Origin of the sequence: Lewinella sp. 4G2, from assembly GCF_001625015.1 — a bacterium.
Lineage (GTDB): Bacteria > Bacteroidota > Bacteroidia > Chitinophagales > Saprospiraceae > Neolewinella.
In genome coordinates this window covers 3749581-3766776 of sequence record NZ_LVWJ02000014.1, presented here as the reverse complement: position 1 = coordinate 3766776, position 17196 = coordinate 3749581, and the positions used below count along the sequence as shown (strand labels likewise).

Genomic DNA, 17196 nt, shown 5'->3' with positions numbered 1-17196 from the left:
GGCTTGGCTACTGGATTAGCGGATTAGAGTGGTTTGGCCGGATAGCGTTTCCTGGGAAAGATCGTCGTATTCAACGACCAACTTGTAGAGATACACGCCAGCATTAACTGGCTGGTCATTTTGGGTGCCATCCCAGCCTACGTTAGGATCGTTCACGAAGAAATTCTCCGCCTCGAATAGCAAATTGGCCCAGCGATCGTAGACCTGGAAGAGCACTACCCGTGTACCCGGCCGGCCGTGTACGAGCAGCAAATCATTAACGTTGTTCTGGTCAGGCGAAAAGCCTCCGGGAACGGCCACGTTCCGGATGCGGGGTACCTCAATACTTACTACGTCCTCCGCTACACAACCATTGGCGTCTACCGCACGGTAGGTTACGTCAACCGGGAATTGTGGACGCAGCGTCGGTGCAGGGCAGTCGAAACAACTCTGCAGGGTAGGGGAGGAAGGGGTAACGGTAAAAGCGATCTGACCTTTTCCACCGTTCAGAATCGGCGTCAAAGTGATGCTGTCACCAAAAATGACGGATGTGTCCGGCCCAGCGTCAATCTCAAAGACATCTCCGTCCGGCACGAGGATGGACGCTTCACTTGTACAGCCATTGGCGTCGGTAATGCCGACCTGGTATTCACCGGCCGCAAATCCGAAGAATTCGCTGTTCCGGTTAATGCCCCGCCCTTCGACAGAGTATAAGAAAGGCCCGGTACCACCGGTAGAATTCACCTGGATGGCACCGGTCGGGTCCCCAATACAGAGGACCGAATCAGCGGTCGGTAAGGCAAGTAATTCGTCTGGTTCGGTGATTGTAAACGGGGTTATGGTCAGGCAACCACTAGCGTCCGTAAGCGATAAGGTATAGTCGCCGATCGGCAGGTCCGCAATCCCCGCCTCGGTCGATCCATTTGACCAAGCAAACTGGTAGGGACCGGTACCCCCAACGGGCGCTGATACGAGTGAGCCGTCCGTATCTCCATTGCAACTGACGTTGGTCTGCACCACCGCAGCTTCCAGAGAATCAGGTTGCGTGACGGTCAGGAAGGTGTCCAGTAAACAACCGTTGGGGTCGGTAACGGTTACGCGATAATCTCCCGCAGCCAATCCGGTCACGGTCAGGTCAGTGCTTCCGCCAGCCTCCGGGCTCCAAAGGACGTCGTACGGACCACCATTCGGCCCGGTAATGTCGTCCAGGGTGAGACTACCGTCGGGCGTGTCGAAACAACTGGTGCGTCCCCCAGCGGAGGTGATTACGATGGGTGGCGGGATGGCTAAATCAAAAGTGGCTTCGCCCGTACAACCGGAAGGGCCCGTCACCGTGACGCCGTACCTGCGGCCACCCATTAGGTTACTAATTGTCTGCGTGGTTTCTCCGTTACTCCACACGTAGGTGAAGTCAGTAGGTACTACACCGGCGCCACCGGATGGCATGGCGGTCAGGCTGCCGTCCTGGCGGTCATTACATGACGGGGCGACATCGGTAATGGCTACGGTAATTGGGTCGAGCTCACCAATTAACACGGAAGCATCGCGGGCGCACCCGCCAGCATCGGTAACGGTCACGGATGCGAGGCCCAGGGGAAGCATGGTGGCCGTCATGCCGGTCTCTCCGTTGCTCCAGAGAAAGGAGTTCGATCCCGCTCCCCCCGTCACATTGGCGATGGCTTCATTACTCGTCGCGCCGGAGCAACCCGATGCGGTTTGCGTAGCCGTGACCGTTAGCGGATCGTCGGGCTCATTGACCGTCGTACTCGCCATTGCCGTACAGCCATTTTCGTCGGTGGCCGTGACCGTGAAAGTATTTTCTCCCAGATCGGCGATGGTGGCCGTGTTCCCTCCAGTGCTCCAGAGAAAGGTGACGTCGCCGGTTCCACCAGTCGTGGTGACCGTAGCGGTGCCATTGGCCTCACCCCGGCAGATAACTGGGGTAGCGGTGGCCGTGGCAATCAACTCGTCGGGCTGCGTAACGGCACCTGACGCGGAAGCGGTACAGCCATTTGCATCGGTGATGACAACGCGGTAGGTGCCCAATGCTAATCCATCGACGCTCAACTCATCAGTCGCGGCGGGGTCATCCCAGACGGCAGCGTAAGGAGCAGTGCCACCGGCAGGTACGGCTGTGAGTTCGCCGTCCATACCCGCGAAGCAACTGACGTTGGCATCTACGTCTACGCTGACGCTAAGGGCGACTGGCTCCAGGACTTCGTATTCCAGCATTTCCATACAACCATCCGCGTCCGTCGCAATGAGGGTGTAGGTGCCGGCTGCTAAGTTCGTACGGGTAAGATCACTGATGCTCATATCGTCCTCCCAGGCGTAGGTCACGCCGGGCAGGGGAGTGCTGATGGTGACCGTGATGCTACCGTCACTACCGCCGTTACAGTCCACCATTTCGATGGCGGCAGTGGCGCCCAGGTCCAGCGCGTTGAAGTTGACGGACACCGGAATGGTCTTTTCACAACCTGATTCAGAGCGGATGGTCAGTTCGTAGTCCGTAGCCGTACCGGTGTTGACCGTGGGGTCAGGGCAATCCGTACAACTGAGGGATGGGTCAGGCGACCATTCATAGGACAGTCCCCAGTCATGGCGCAAAGTGATGGACCAACGAGCGAGTTGAGAAACATCGTTCCCATCGGCATCCCAGGCGTGTAGTGTCCAGTCGCCATTAATGCCTTCGCCGTCAAATTGTGACCAGTCATCACGGGCCGCAAAGGTGCCCGTAAAGGGGTTGCCAGCCGCAACGATATTGGCGGAAGAGGCGGGGCTGAAACAGGTCTGTCGCAGATCGTCCCCCGGGCCACCGGCGCCGGTGAACAGGGTGACGCGAGAGCCAGAAGGATTCTCGATTTCCAGCGTGATGTCTTGGAGGTCACCGTTGTTTTCCAGGCTTATGCATACCGCTTCAATGGTGGTTGCAGCACTGCGAGGCCCTTCAACATTGTGGTCATCCACCCGAATCACGCTTTGGTAACTATTTGCGCGATTGCGGTTTACGGCGTTGCTGAATTCATCCTGCAAAATCGCTTCGTAGGTAATTAGCGTATCGGGGGAAATAACGGTGGAAAAGTCAAATTGGAGCATATCCCCCGGGCAGATGGAGGTATCCAGCATCGAGAAAGGATCCAAAAAATCACAGTTCGAACACGACGGATCCAGCGGCGACAACACGTCGATGACTATCGTTGTATCAAAGGCGCACATCAGTGAATCTTCCGATCCAATCCGAATCTTCTTAGGTCCGGGGTCGGCCGAGTTGAGCTCAGCTCGAGTCGTGGTGTAGTCCAGAAAGTCACCATTGTCCAGGATTTCGACGGTCTCTACGGGGAAGATGAACTCTGGTTGGCCCAGGAATACATCCGCGCGGAAGCCAATTGACCAGGAGCAGATGGTGCCATTATCCTGCGGTTCGCCGTCGAGGATATTCAGCGTCCAGGAACCATTCAGTGGGCAGCCAATGAGATCGTCAAAGGAACTGCCATCGGGGGCGTAATCGCCGGGAGGGACTTGCTGTAAACGAGCAATGTTGTCCTCCTTCACCGTTTGGGCCATGGTGCGGGGGGCGTCCGCCGTCCAGCAGTAGGTTGCGCACTCGTCCGGTGTGGTAGTGGACCGGTTACCTTCTCCAAGCACTTGTCGGCTAATGTCATCATCGCTGGCGCGTCTGCGGTGAAGATCGAGGCGCGACCCATCGGGGCACTCCAACCAGAGGGCGAGATCACCGAGGTAGCTATGCTCCATCGTTGCACAGATGTTAAGGATCTGGTCTCCTTCCTGCAGGGTCTGGCCAGTCTGGAATACCGTAAAGTCCAGCGGGGTAGAGTAGGTTACGCCATTACCATCGGGCAGCAAGGTCAATTCCGAAAAGGTTTGGCTAGGTGTGAAGGTGATGACTTGAGGCGTTACGTCGGTAGACGTGCCATTGGTACCGTTATCAATATCCAGAGTGAAGTCATCCCCGTGGCAGATCTCTGAGGGCAGATCCGTAACGAACTGAAAGAAAGGGGAAGGCGCAATACGGGCGCGCTGGATGATCCGCGTGGAGTTCTTACACCCACGGCGGTCAGTAACGGTGAGCTCAATCTCGTAACCGCCGCCCTCCCGGTATTCGTGCTGGACGGTTTGCCCGGTTGTTACGGTGCCGTCTTGAAACGTCCAGGTGAAGGTTGAGGTGGCGTTGCTCTGGGCGTACTGGGCGTTGTTCTCAGGGTAAGCAGCGTCACCAGTAAGGGTGATCAAATCACCGGGGCAAGCGTCGATGTAGGCCGCTCCATTGACGAGCGTAGTGCTGGGGATGGTATTGATGATACTCGCCTCAATTGGCTGGCAATTCGATACACAGGTGATGGAGGAATTCCAACCTAACTCGGAGGGACCGCTGTTGCTTTCAAACCGAAAGGTTACGCAACCGGAAGCGTTCGAGGCCGTCGCCCGCACTTCAAAGGCATCTACTTCGTCCCCTTCGTTAAAGGAGACTAGGACGGGTGAGGAAGTATTAGGCCCGTTAAAAGCTTCAAAGGTTCCATTAATGGCGAAAGCGGTAAAGAAAACTCGGATACTTGACCCGGTCGAGCCATCGGGGCAAATGGTGAATACATCGGGATCACCCACATTGCGACCGTGCCGACCGGCCTGGCCACCGGCATCGAAGAAGAATCCTTCACAAGTCGTTACGGTGCCTCCCTGGTCAATCGTAAACTCCTGGGCGGACAGGGCATAATTAATAGTCACTAACCAAAGAGCCAGGATAATTCGAAAGTAACGCTTAGTCATAGTATGCTCTTAGGTAAACTTATGCTGGTAGTGAGCGGGAGACCGACTTAGTCGAAACCAAATGCATCGCGAAAGCGAACGATCTCCTGATCAACGCAAAGGTAGCCGAAGACGGACCAGTTTCGTGTTCGGGTAACGACCAATTAAACATCGGGTCCGCTATCTTTGGCGCAAAACGAAAAAAGGCATGCAGGTATTGGATGGAAAGGCGCTTTCGGAGACCATCAAAGCGGAATTGAAGGATGAAGTTGACGCGATTCGCAGTGCGGGCGGCAAAATTCCTCACCTGGCCGCGGTTTTGGTCGGCGATAATCCCGCATCCCACGTCTACGTTCGCAATAAGGTGCGAAGCTGCGAGCAGGTGGGTTTTAAGTCTTCCTTGATCCGGCTTCCCGAGGATGTCAGTCAGGAAGACTTGCTGGCTGAGGTAGCTAAGCTCAACGCTGATGAAGATGTGGATGGCTACATCGTCCAATTGCCCCTCCCCAAACACATCGACGAGGATACCGTCAACCTGGCCATCGATCCCAAAAAGGATGTGGATGGCTTCACACCCGTCAACATCGGGCTAATGACTCTGGGCCTCCCCAGCTACCTCCCCGCCACACCAAATGGTATCATGACGATGCTGGAAAGATACGGTATCCAAACAACTGGAAAAGAGGTAGTTGTGCTTGGTCGGTCAAACATCGTTGGAACCCCAATGAGCATCCTGCTTAGCCGAAAAGGAGAACCGGGCAATGCGACCGTGACCATGTGCCACAGCCGAACCGAAGGCATGCTCTTCCACACCAAACGCGCCGACATCCTCATTGCCGCCATCGGTAAACCCGAAATGGTGACGGCTGACATGGTCAAAGAAGGCGCCGTCATCATCGACGTCGGAATTAACCGCGTCGAAGACGCCTCCCGCAAACGTGGCTACCGCCTTTGCGGTGACGTAGACTATAACGGCCTAAAAGACAAAGTCTCCGCCATGACACCGGTACCGGGTGGGGTAGGGCCGATGACGGTGGTCTCTTTGTTGATGAATACGTTGCAGGCGAGTAAGGGGTAGGACGCTTCGCTTTGGGACGCTGCGCTTTAGGACGCTGCGCTTTAGGACGCTGCGCTTTAGGGCTACTATCACTGCAGCGGTAGCCCTAAAGCGAAACGTCCTAAAGCGCGCAGCGCGTACCAAAGGCGAAGCCGTTCCAAAGGCAAAGCCCTCCTAAATAACCCCCGTCTCCCCCAAATACCGTTCCGCATCCAGCGCAGCCATACAACCCGTTCCCGCTGCGGTAATGGCTTGGCGGTAAACGTGGTCTGCGGCATCGCCGGAAACGAAGACGCCGGGAACGTTGGTCTTCGTGCTATTCGGTTGGTGGACCAGGTAGCCGGTCTCTTCCATATCGAGCCAGTCGGCAAACAGCTTGGTGTTGGGAACGTGGCCAATGGCGACGAAAAAACCATCCACCGGAATCTCTTGCTTCTCGCCAGTTTTGTTGTTGAAGACGCGCACGCCAGTCACGAACTCGTCGCCCAGGATCTCCTCGGTTTCCGTATTCCAGTAGATCTTGATGTTGGCTTGCTTCTTCACGCGGTCCTGCATGATTTTCGAGGCCCGCATCTCATCGCGGCGCACGAACATGTGGACGACCGGGCAAAGGTTGCTCAGGTAAAGGGCTTCCTCGCAGGCACTATCGCCGGCGCCAACAATGGCGGTGGGCTTATTTCGGTAGAAGAATCCGTCGCAAACGGCGCAGGCGCTTACGCCATTATTCATCAGGCGCTGCTCACTCTCGAGGCCTAACCAACGGGCACTCGCTCCGGTGCTGATGATGACTGTGTGCGAAGCAATCTCTTCTCCGCTTTCAGTGTAAATTTTGTGGATCGGCCCACTAAAATCGACCTTGTCAATCAATTCGTACTTCACTTCCGTATTAAACCGCTCGGCTTGTTTGCGGAGGTCTTCCATCATCGCGGGGCCCTGAATACCATCCGGGTAGCCGGGGAAGTTTTCCACGTCCGTCGTGATCATCAATTGTCCGCCGGGTTCCTTGCCGGTGTAGAGAACGGGGCTCAGGTTAGCGCGGGCGGCGTAGATGGCAGCAGTATAGCCGGCGGGGCCGGAGCCAATAATGACGGTTTTCAGTGGTTCAGTTCCCATGGGGTAGTAAATTTTGCGCAAAGGTAAGAATTCAGCCGGGGCCACCCTTCCTTCATTTTGTCCACTTCAACACCACGCCTCTACCTCCGGTTGATGGCTCGTCACTCACAACAGTTGAGCCCGTCGGATACCGACAACAACAAGGCGCTGCCGCAGGTGCTGAGTAATTGGATGAGCTCCGCAGTCCCCTAAACATCGCACCCGCGGCAGCGCAAAAAACGACGCTAAACGGGAGTAGGACGCCGACAAAACAAAATGCGTAGTAAAACAAATAATGGCTTAAAATTTGTTGTTTGCCAACAAAATGAGTGGTACCTTTAAAGGATGAACGAACGCATTTCCGAGAAACTGTCCATCCTTGCTGACGCCGCGAAATACGACGTATCCTGCAGTAGTTCCGGCAGCAAGCGCAAGAACACGCCGGATGGGCTCGGTAACGCAACCGGAACGGGAATTTGCCACACCTACACCCAGGACGGTCGCTGCGTATCTCTCCTCAAAATTCTGTTGACGAACCATTGCATTTTCGATTGCGCCTACTGCGTCAGCCGGAAGAGTAATGACGTTAAGCGCGCAGCCTTCACCGTAGAAGAAGTGGTGGACCTCACCATCAATTTCTATAAGCGCAATTACATTGAGGGCCTTTTCCTGAGCTCGGGTATTTTCAAGAGCGCGGACTATACCATGGAGCGCCTGGTTCGAATCGCCAAAACATTGCGGACGGAGCACCGCTTCAATGGCTACATCCACCTCAAGGCCATCCCCGGTGCCAGCGATGAACTCATCCACGAAGCCGGCCTCTACGCCGACCGCCTGAGCGTTAACCTGGAAATGCCCAGTGAAATGAGCCTCAAAAAAGTCGCACCGGAAAAAAGTTACGCCGATGCCTACAAACCCATGAATTTCCTGAAGGGCTCCATTGATGACTACAAAGCACAATCGAAAGCGTTGATCAAATCGGTTCACAAACCAACGTTTGCCCCCGCCGGCCAGAGCACCCAAATGGTCATCGGCGCCAGCCCGGAAACCGATCAGGACATCCTCAAGCTTAGCAAAACGCTGTACCAAAAACAATCACTAAAGCGCGTCTACTACTCCGGTTATGTACCCATCAGCGACGATAACCGGTTGCCTACGCTGAGCGCACCGCCATTGCGAAGGGAAAACCGCCTCTACCAAGCCGACTGGTTAATGCGCTTCTACAAATTCGACGCCACCGAAATTGTCGACGACGCTAACCCTATGCTGGACCCGGAAGTAGACCCTAAACTGGCCTACGCCCTGCGAAATCCCGCCCTTTTTCCTGTGGACGTCAATACAGCTACGCTCGAGATGATCCTTCGTATCCCTGGCGTTGGCGTGAAGAGTGCCCACAAAATCGTTCAATCCCGCAGGTTCCAATCCTTGCGCCGCGAACACCTTAAGAAGATCGGCGTGGTCTGGAAGCGCGCGCAGTATTTCATCATTAGTGCGGACAAGGACTTCCGCCAATTAGGCTTCGATCCGCGAGTGATTCGACGACGGGTTCTGCAAGGGCAAACGAAAGGTAGACACGTGAATACTCAACAGATGAGCTTGTTTGGTTAAAAAGTGATGTTTACCTGCAAAGCTTTGGTTGACAGGTGTTTATATCGCTGGGCATAGCGTTTTCGTGTTTCGGTCTCCCCGCTCAATTGAACGGTAGATCCTCAAATTGCAAAAAGCGCCGCAGGCCTCTCCCTCTCCCCAACCTCCCCTACTCCTGCGAAATAAATCGCAATACGATTCGCAAATTGTGTGATTAAACTAGCATTCTCAGAGGCTGATCAAGGGTGATAAAAAATCGGAACACTTACCGCCCTAAAAAAGAAACCGGACCGGAGGTCCGGTACCGAAAAAAGGGCCGAGCTGCACACGCAGCCCGGCCCTTCCGAGTAGTTGATTCACCGCAGGTGAATTACATACCCTTCTCCTTAAAGTAAGAACCGCCTACTTTACCACCACCCTGGATGGTAGCAATGCGCTCTTTGAACTCTCCGGATACTTCGTACTCACCCTGGCGAGCGTACATCTCTTTTAGAGCGATCAGCGTATTAACATCGTTGGGGTCCGCCATCTCTGCCTTCTGGAAGAAGGGGAGGGCTTTAGCAAACTCAGCGTCAACTTTTGCTTTCAGCGCGTCGTACTTTTTCTGGCCTTCCTTTGAGAAATCGTCACCAAGTGTTTCCAGGTCCTGTGACATCAGGGCGCCTTTATTGTAGATCATCGCACCGAGGCCATAGATCATACGGGAAGAGTTGGGGTCTTTAGCGAGACCACGGTTATATTCAGCTTCCGCCTTTGCGAAGTAGTCCGCAGCTTCGTCGGTTTTGCCGGCTTCGTTAGCCTGATTGTACAGACGTTCGTAGACGGAGGCAAGGGTAGAGTAGAGACTCATGTTCTCGGGCTCCTTGTTGATCGCAGTTTCCAGCTTGCCGGTCAGTTCGTCGAGGCGGCCTTCACCAAGGAGGTAGTTGATTTCGGTAAAGAGCAAGGAGCTTTCTTCGGGGTAGCGCTCACGGCCTTCCACCAGGACTTTCTCTGCCTTATCCTTCATGCCCTTATCGGTGTAGATCTTGTAGAGGCCATCGTAGATCGCGGCGTCGTCGTACTTAGCAGCGTAAAGTTCCTCGTAGAGTGGGAGTGCGTTCTCGTACTGCTTACTCAGCGTTGCGGCGAGGGCAGCGAAGTATTTGTCCTGCGTGATGCTTTCGGGTGTAACCAGGACTTCACCGCCGTTCTTCTCCAGGAAGTCGTTTACCATCAAGTTAGTGGTAAAGCTGGTGTAGCTCTGCTCGTACAGCTTGGGATTGGTGGCACCGTCCTGAATAGCGTAGATACCCTCATTGGTCAGGTTACCCTGAATTTCCGAAAGGCCTTTAAGCGCAGCTTTTTTGTCGCCTTTCTTTTCTGCCATTTCGTAGGCCTTCATGTAAGCCTTGGCAGACATTACACCGGGCATCTCAAACATCCGCTCCTTGTCGTTAGCATCAATGAAACGCTTGTTGACGTACTGGATGACGGCTTCTTTGTAGATGTCACCCGCCTCGACGAGTGCTTTTGGGTCGGCGGCTACTTCGGCATCTTCCATTGCGGTGGCAATCAAAGTGACGGCTTCAGCGAGGGCTTCTTTATCGGAATTGAGTTTGTAGGTGTCGAATGACTTGCGTGCTTGCTTGAAAGCGGCTTCGCCCGTTTGCGCAACGAGGCCGGAGACGGCGATAAGCGCGACGAGCATACTGAGAATAATTCTTTGCATGATTTGCATTAGTTGGTTTACGAGTTGTTTCGTTTCGCCCTTACAGACGTATTGTTGGCCGCAAGGGTAACGCGAAAACGTTAATTACGGGAGCAAATGTCGTTAACGTGGGCTTAAAATTCAATGCCCGTACGAGAAAGCCCCTTCACCGGAATAAATCGGGAAAGGGGCTTCAGGTTCAAAATCTATGGCTATTGGCCAGCAGTAGTCATTCAGCGGGAGCCGCCGAGTTGACCTACTCCTCTTCGCCAACGGCGTCTTCCGGGACTTCACCATCGTTGCGGACCACGGCGACGTCAGAGATGCTATCCCCCTTTTCGATGTTGATCAGGCGGACACCCTGGGTGTCACGCCGCATTACGCGAAGGGAATCGATGCCCGTCCGAATGACGATACCAGAGCGGTTCGTGATCATCAGGTCATCTTCCTCATTGACGGCTTTCAGGGCCACCAATTCACCGGTTTTGTCGGTCACTTTCATGGTCCGAACACCCTTGCCACCACGGTTGGTGATGCGGTAGTCATCCCAGTTACTTCGTTTGCCGATACCGTTAGCACTCACGACCAGGATGGTTTTATCCTGGTCCTGTTCGTGGTCGATGGTCACCATTCCGACGACCTCGTCCTCGGCACCTTGGAGGCTAATGCCCCGAACACCGGCGGCGTTTCGACCCATTTGCCGCACCTTCTCCTCCTCGAAGTGGATAGCCTGGCCTTTACGGCTAGCTAGGAAAACATGGCTATTGCCAGTCGTCAAGCGTACCTCCAGGAGTTCGTCGCCTTCGTTGATGGAAATGGCGTTGATGCCATTCGTCCGCGGACGGCTGTAAGCTTCCAGACTGGTCTTCTTGACGATTCCCCGTTTGGTGGCAAAGATGATGCTGTGGCTATTGAGGAATTCCTCGTCGGTCAGATCCTCCACGCTGATGTAAGCCCGCACGTTTTCGTCCTTCGGCATCGCGATGATGTTGCGAATCACGCGGCCCGCACTTTGCTTGCTCGCTTCGGGGATCTCGTAGATGCGCAACCAAAAGCAACGACCCTTATCGGTAAAGAGCAGGAGGTAGTTGTGGTTACTCGCAATGAAGAGGTGTTCGACAAAATCTTTATCGCGCGTCTTGGAGCCGCGGCTGCCCCGGCCTCCGCGAGACTGAGCGCGGTATTCCTCCACGTTCGTCCGCTTGATGTAGCCCAGTTTGCTGATGGTAACAACAACGTCGTCGTCGGCGATCATGTCCGTGATGGAGATGTCCGCTGTATCCAAGCTGATCTCGGAGCGGCGCTCGTCGCCGAAGCGGGTCTTCACGTCGAGGAGCTCTTCCTTGACGATGTCGCGCTGACGTTCCGGGCGGTCCAAAATGTCCCGCAGGTCATCGATCAATTCGCGGATCTCGGCGTACTCGGCGCGGATCTTATCCAGTTCGAGGCCAGTCAATTTTTGCAGGCGCATCTCGAGGATGGCTTTCGCCTGGGCCTCGCTGAGAACGTTCCCGGACGCTACGCGCAACTCATCGGTCTGAGCTTCTTCCACGAGGTCGCGGAACTTCGCCCAGAAGGCATCCTTATCGTCGATGAAGTCTCCTCGCATGAGGCCGTCGCGGGCATCATCTACGTTGGCACTTGCACGAATCAAGGCAATTACTTCGTCGAGGTAATCCAGGGCAACCAGGAGGCCGATCAGGATGTGGGCCCGGGCGAGTGCTTTGTTGAGTTCAAATTGGGTTCGGCGCTGGATAACCTCCAGGCGGAACTCGATGAACTCTTCGATCTGATCCTTCAGGTTCAGCGTCATCGGCCGTCCCTTCACGAGGCAGACGTTGTTGACGCCGTAGCTGGTCTGCAGCGGAGTGTACTTGTAGAGGTAGCTGAGGACGATGGAGCCCAGTGCATCCCGTTTGATCTCGATAACGATGCGGAGACCGTCCCGGTCGGATTCATCCCGCACGTCCCGGATACCTTCTACTTTGCCTTCGTTCGCCAGTTCGGCGATCTTCGCAACGAGTACGGACTTGTTGACCTGGTAGGGGATTTCACTAATGATGATCGTTTCCCGATCGTCATTATCAACCACCACTTCGGCCCGACCTCGGAGCACGACCCGGCCGCGGCCAGTTTCGAATGCTTCACGAACGCCATCCACGCCGTAGATGATGCCACCGGTCGGGAAGTCCGGGCCTTTGATGTAGTGCATCAACTCATCGATCGAGATGTCCGGCTTATCGACGGTGGCAACGATGCCGTCCACCACCTCATTCAGGTTGTGGGGTAACATGTTGGTGGCCATACCTACTGCGATACCGGAGGCACCATTCACCAGTAGGTTGGGGATCTTCGTTGGTAGGACGGTTGGCTCCTTCAACGTATCGTCGAAGTTGAATTGGTAGTCCACGGTATCCTTGTCGAGGTCACCGAGTAGGCTATCGGCAATTCTTTCCAGGCGGGCCTCGGTGTAACGCATGGCGGCGGGGGAGTCGCCATCCATAGAGCCGAAGTTACCCTGCCCGTCCACTAGGGGATAGCGCAGGGACCAATCCTGGGCCATTCGCACCATCGTGTCGTACACGGAGCTATCACCGTGGGGGTGATACTTACCCAGCACTTCCCCGACAATACGGGCGGATTTTTTGTGGGAGCTTCTAAAACTCACGCCCAGTTCGTTCATGCCAAAAAGGACCCGCCGGTGTACCGGTTTAAGTCCGTCGCGAACGTCCGGAAGGGCGCGGCTTACGATTACCGACATCGAATAATCGATGTAGGCGGATTTCATCTGGTCCTCAATATTGACCGGAATGATCCGTTGCTTCTCTGCCATAATTTGGTATCTAAGTCAGTAAATCATCAACCTAATTCTGCGCTGTCGCAGGTGCCGGGGAAGAGGGCAAGTAAACCGCCGTTCCCAGCTGACAAAAGGTCGATCCTAATGCGTGCTACCTACCGGCTTTGCACCTGCGGCAGCGCCCAAAAAAGTGGCATCGCCACCCCCTTGAACAATACTCGCGAAGATACAAAGTAGCGCCCTAAAAACGAAGGATTTACGGGGCTTAAAAGCCCACTGAAATGGCTGTAATTGAGGTAGCTAAAAAGGACAACTTTTATCCATCTGACTCGGTCCCGAAATTTTATTCGAGAGGAACTGGATTTCTCTATTGATGTCGGTTTTGAGGATGACGCATTAAGCTGATTATGAAATAGTTATGCTTAGATGGGCAGAGACTAAAGTGGAGCATGCGCGAGGCATGGAATTATTCAACAGCCTGGAATTTGCATAAAGAGCTACTGCTCGGAGTTGATAGGAGTTTCTGATAAAATACCATCTGTCCGCTGGTTACCTTTTAGTCTCTCATCATGTAGGTGAAAGTGATAACCTAGATCGTAGAAACCGGCTCACGGTTTGGACCAGATAACTCCCAACTCAAAGGCGCTGGAACTGGAGGAAAATTACTTTCAATTATTTCTGAAACTAAACCTCGGCGGACCGGTTTATTCAGCTATGACGCACGACCACGACGTAGTAAAGCCCTACGGGGAAACGGATTCCAAGAAGTCTGAGGTAGGAAAGATGTTTGACTCCATCGCCTCTTCTTACGATTTACTCAACCGCGGAACGTCGCTGGGAGTAGATACCCTCTGGCGCGCCAAAATGATCAAGGAATTGGACGGCAACGTCCATAAGAAAGTGCTTGACGTAGCAACCGGCACAGCGGACGTGGCCATCCAAACCATCAAACGCACGGACGTGGAGCACGTGACCGGCCTTGACCTTTCGGAAGGGATGCTCAAATACGGCCGCGAGAAAGTGAGCGCCGCCGGTTTGGATGAGCAAATTGTCCTGGTACAGGGCGACAGCGAAGCACTCCCGTATCCGGATGATCATTTTGATGCAGTTACCGTCAGTTTCGGCGTCCGCAACTTTGAGCACCTCGAGAAGGGCCTGGCAGAAATGCTCCGGGTGCTTCGGCCCGGCGGTAAAGTGGTCATTCTTGAGTTCAGTAGGATTACCTTTGCGCCCATTCGTTGGGGATTTAATTTCTACTTCGGTAAAATTATGCCGATGATCGGCCGTTTACAGTCGAAAGATCCCCGCGCTTACGCTTACCTCTTTGAGTCCGTACAGGCCTTCCCCAGCGGAAAAGCTTTTACTGATATTCTCGATCGGGTAGGGTACAAAAGAACTGAATGCGACCCACTGACTTTCGGCATCGCCACTATCTACACGGCCTACAAGGAATAGGCAAACGGGTGCTTAGCGGCGCGCTGCTTCTGCTGGCCCTTATTTTTGTTTCCACCGATCTCTCGGCCCAGTATACCGGCGGCCGCAACCGGAACTATCAGGATTTTCAGGCTAAAAAGTTATACTTCGGACTTACACTAGGCCTAAATAGCAGCCGCTATACCCCATTCCGCAGTGAGGAGTTTCTGTTCAGCGATACCATTACGGCGGTTAATAGCTTAAGTGGCCCCGGCTTCAATTTGAATATGATTGCCAACCTCAAAATTGGCAAGTATTTTGATTTCCGTTTCCTACCCGGATTCAGCTTCGCCGAGCGACGATTGAATTACCAGCGCACCGCAAGGGGCGTAAGGGAAACGCAGCGCTCAGTTCAGTCCGTCTTTGTGGAGTTGCCCTTCCACTTCCGGTATAAATCTGCTCCCTACCGGGATAAGCGCATGTTCGTTGTGGCCGGTGCCAAGTACAGCTTTGACGTGGCGAGTGAATCGCGCGCCCGGCAGTCCGAAGAACTCGTAAGAATCAGTCCCCACGACTTCCAGGTAGAGTATGGAGCGGGTGTACAATTCTTCTTTCCTTATTTCATTTTTAGCCCGGAATTTAAGATTAGCCACGGCATCGGTAATACGCTGATTTTTAATCCCGGCCTGGACGAAAGTACCGTACTCGACAAGGTGCTGAGCCGAACCTTCACGCTGAGCTTCCACATTGAAGGTTAGGCAGTTCTTACAATCATCGCATACATAACAAAAGGGCCCCAAACAATTGGGTGGCCCTTTTTACGTGGAAGTACTGTATTGTATTCTAGGCTTTAATGATGGCCGCAAAGCTTTCCGCATCTAGGGAGGCACCACCCACTAAGCCACCGTCGACATCGGCCATACCGAAGAGTTCTTCGGCGTTGGCGGGTTTTACGGAGCCGCCGTAGAGGATACTCACATTCTCCGCAACGCCGGAACCGAAAGCATCGGAGATCATCCGGCGGATGAAGGCGTGCATATCCTGCGCTTGTTGGGGGCTGGCTGTTTTGCCGGTACCGATGGCCCATACGGGTTCGTAAGCGATGACCACCTTACTCATTTGCTCTTCCGATAGAGAGGATAGGGCGCGCTCAATCTGCTTACCCACCACCATCTCCTGGTTGTTGGCTTCGCGGATGTCCAACTTTTCTCCACAGCAGTAGATCGGCATGATGCCGTGGTCCAGTGCCTTGATGATCTTCTCGTGAATGAGGGAGTCGTCCTCACCGTTGTATTCACGGCGCTCACTGTGGCCAAGGATAACGTAGTCAACGCCGGCATCCGCCAGCATGGCTGCGCTGTGCTCGCCGGTGTAAGCACCCTTATCCGCTTCATGCATATTTTGGGCGGCGACGAAGTAGCCATTGGCACCAGCAACGATCTCTTTGATCTTTACCAATTGGATAGCGGGCACGCCGAAGATGACTTTCCCGGAGGGACTTCCAGCTTGCTCAATTACTCCCTGCGCCAAGGCGGCGCCTTCGGTAGGGGTAGTATTCATTTTCCAGTTGCCAGCTACGATGCGGCGGTTTGTGGGGGTAGACATAGTATGGGGTTTATTTTCTCCTGGCACTAAAGGTGCCTGCGGGTAGTTGGTTGACGAAAACAGGAGGTACGTGGTGCGGGCCCACGTTCACCTCTCGGATCACGAATATTTGAGAACTGCGCTAACGCTTGGCTTCGTTCCGCTCGATTTTGTGGCCGGGACGGCTCCACTTGATGCGGGTCTTAGCGTTGGGGGCACCGGGGTCATCCTTGATCGTAGGTTTCTCTCCTTTCGCGTAAGCGGTTGCTGGTTTCAAACCCAGGTTGCTGAACATTTCCAGGTCCTCGAATGCCTCCGGATTGGGGGTAGTGAGTAGCTTATCACCAGCAAAAATGGAACCCGCACCCGCCAGGAAGCACATGGCCTGACCTTCCGGGCTCATGCTCGTACGGCCAGCGGAAAGGCGAACCGTCGTCGTCGGCATCATGATGCGCGTAACGGCGATCATGCGGATCATTTCAAAGATGGGCACCGGTTTTTGGTCCTCCAGCGGAGTGCCTTCGACGGCTACTAGAGCGTTGATGGGGACTGATTCTGGTTGAGGGCTGAGGCTGGCGAGGGTCATCAACATTTTCAGGCGGTCGTCAATGCTTTCGCCCATTCCGATGATTCCGCCGGAGCAAACCGTGAGGCCAGCGTTGCGGGCGTTCCCAATGGTTTCAATTCGGTCCTCATATCCCCGGGTGGAAATAACCTCTTTGTAGTAATCTTCGGAGGAATCAATATTGTGATTGTAAGCGTACAAACCTGCGGCAGCGAGACGTTCAGCCTGGTTAGGCGTCAGCATGCCCAGTGTTGCGCAAACCTCCATATCTAGACCATTGACCGTCCGGACAAGGTCGAGCACCTGATCAAATTCGGCGTCGTCCTTGACATTTCGCCAGGCGGCACCCATACAGAGGCGGCTGCTACCTAGTCCTTTAGCGCGGGTGGCAGCGGTCTTTACCTGCTCCACGGTCATGAGGGCGTTTTCTTCAATGTCGGTGTGGTAGCGGGCGGCCTGCGGGCAGTACCCACAATCTTCGGGGCAGCCACCGGTCTTGATACTGAGGAGGCTGCTCATCTGCACTTCGTTCGGGTCGTGGTGCTGTCGGTGAACGCTGGCGGCGCGGAAGACGAGGTCCATCAGGGGGCTATCGTGTAATTCACGCAGGGCTTCCAGGGTCCAATCCTGAACGATTGAGTCAGCTTTTACAGTCATATGGGCGGCTA

General features: G+C 54.4%; 10 protein-coding genes. 4 read left to right on the top strand and 6 right to left on the bottom strand.

What is annotated here, in order from left to right:
• Window positions 1-15: 15 nt before the first annotated feature.
• Complete coding sequence (locus A3850_RS15415; RefSeq protein WP_082921855.1) at window positions 16-4764, bottom strand: proprotein convertase P-domain-containing protein; 4749 nt, start codon at window positions 4762-4764, stop codon at window positions 16-18.
• Between the two features lie 187 nt (window positions 4765-4951).
• On the opposite strand from A3850_RS15415, the gene folD reads away from it, so the two are divergent.
• Complete coding sequence (gene folD, locus A3850_RS15410) at window positions 4952-5821, top strand: bifunctional methylenetetrahydrofolate dehydrogenase/methenyltetrahydrofolate cyclohydrolase FolD (RefSeq protein ID WP_068218425.1); 870 nt, start codon at window positions 4952-4954, stop codon at window positions 5819-5821.
• A 153-nt stretch (window positions 5822-5974) separates the two neighbouring features.
• Here the strand turns inward: folD and trxB are convergent, their stop codons facing one another.
• Complete coding sequence (gene trxB, locus A3850_RS15405) at window positions 5975-6913, bottom strand: thioredoxin-disulfide reductase (RefSeq protein ID WP_068218422.1); 939 nt, start codon at window positions 6911-6913, stop codon at window positions 5975-5977.
• A 324-nt stretch (window positions 6914-7237) separates the two neighbouring features.
• Here trxB and A3850_RS15400 point away from each other — a divergent pair, with 324 nt between their 5' ends.
• Window positions 7238-8500 (top strand): putative DNA modification/repair radical SAM protein, encoded by a 1263-nt coding sequence (locus A3850_RS15400; protein ID WP_068218419.1) that lies wholly within the window; start codon window positions 7238-7240, stop codon window positions 8498-8500.
• A 349-nt stretch (window positions 8501-8849) separates the two neighbouring features.
• Here A3850_RS15400 and A3850_RS15395 read toward each other — a convergent pair whose 3' ends face one another.
• Together A3850_RS15395 and gyrA are read right to left on the bottom strand one after the other, a co-directional pair.
• Complete coding sequence (locus tag A3850_RS15395) at window positions 8850-10190, bottom strand: lipopolysaccharide assembly protein LapB (RefSeq protein WP_157501277.1); 1341 nt, start codon at window positions 10188-10190, stop codon at window positions 8850-8852.
• Between the two features lie 235 nt (window positions 10191-10425).
• Window positions 10426-13002 carry a DNA gyrase subunit A gene (gene gyrA, locus A3850_RS15390; RefSeq protein WP_068218413.1) on the bottom strand — a complete coding sequence of 859 codons (2577 nt, stop codon included), beginning with the start codon at window positions 13000-13002 and terminating at the stop codon, window positions 10426-10428.
• Window positions 13003-13680: 678 nt separating this feature from the next.
• Between gyrA and ubiE the strand changes: the two genes are divergently transcribed.
• Both ubiE and A3850_RS15380 read left to right on the top strand, forming a co-directional pair.
• Window positions 13681-14421 carry a bifunctional demethylmenaquinone methyltransferase/2-methoxy-6-polyprenyl-1,4-benzoquinol methylase UbiE gene (gene ubiE / locus A3850_RS15385; RefSeq protein WP_068219860.1) on the top strand — a complete coding sequence of 247 codons (741 nt, stop codon included), beginning with the start codon at window positions 13681-13683 and terminating at the stop codon, window positions 14419-14421.
• A complete protein-coding gene (locus A3850_RS15380; protein WP_157501274.1) occupies window positions 14367-15137 on the top strand; it encodes an outer membrane beta-barrel protein in 771 nt (256 codons plus the stop codon). The genes ubiE and A3850_RS15380 overlap by 55 nt, the downstream gene beginning before the upstream one ends.
• A gap of 85 nt (window positions 15138-15222) precedes the next feature.
• On the opposite strand, the gene tpiA is transcribed toward A3850_RS15380, so the two are convergent.
• Together tpiA and bioB are read right to left on the bottom strand one after the other, a co-directional pair.
• Window positions 15223-15984: a triose-phosphate isomerase gene (tpiA, locus tag A3850_RS15375; protein WP_068218411.1), complete on the bottom strand. Its 762-nt coding sequence runs from the start codon at window positions 15982-15984 to the stop codon at window positions 15223-15225.
• Window positions 15985-16105: 121 nt separating this feature from the next.
• Complete coding sequence (gene bioB, locus A3850_RS15370; RefSeq protein ID WP_068218408.1) at window positions 16106-17185, bottom strand: biotin synthase BioB; 1080 nt, start codon at window positions 17183-17185, stop codon at window positions 16106-16108.
• Window positions 17186-17196: the final 11 nt, after the last annotated feature.

Bases quoted from the DNA above. Each gene is read 5' to 3' on its own strand.
- trxB (WP_068218422.1), bottom strand. From the start codon at position 6,913: ATGGGAACTGAACCACTGAAAACCGTCATTATTGGCTCCGGCCCCGCC.
- A3850_RS15395 (WP_157501277.1), bottom strand. From the start codon at position 10,190: ATGCAAAGAATTATTCTCAGTATGCTCGTCGCGCTTATCGCCGTCTCC.
- bioB (WP_068218408.1), bottom strand. From the start codon at position 17,185: ATGACTGTAAAAGCTGACTCAATCGTTCAGGATTGGACCCTGGAAGCC.
- ubiE (WP_068219860.1), top strand. From the start codon at position 13,681: ATGACGCACGACCACGACGTAGTAAAGCCCTACGGGGAAACGGATTCC.
- gyrA (WP_068218413.1), bottom strand. From the start codon at position 13,002: ATGGCAGAGAAGCAACGGATCATTCCGGTCAATATTGAGGACCAGATG.
- folD (WP_068218425.1), top strand. From the start codon at position 4,952: ATGCAGGTATTGGATGGAAAGGCGCTTTCGGAGACCATCAAAGCGGAA.
- tpiA (WP_068218411.1), bottom strand. From the start codon at position 15,984: ATGTCTACCCCCACAAACCGCCGCATCGTAGCTGGCAACTGGAAAATG.
- A3850_RS15415 (WP_082921855.1), bottom strand. From the start codon at position 4,764: ATGACTAAGCGTTACTTTCGAATTATCCTGGCTCTTTGGTTAGTGACT.
- A3850_RS15380 (WP_157501274.1), top strand. From the start codon at position 14,367: ATGCGACCCACTGACTTTCGGCATCGCCACTATCTACACGGCCTACAA.
- A3850_RS15400 (WP_068218419.1), top strand. From the start codon at position 7,238: ATGAACGAACGCATTTCCGAGAAACTGTCCATCCTTGCTGACGCCGCG.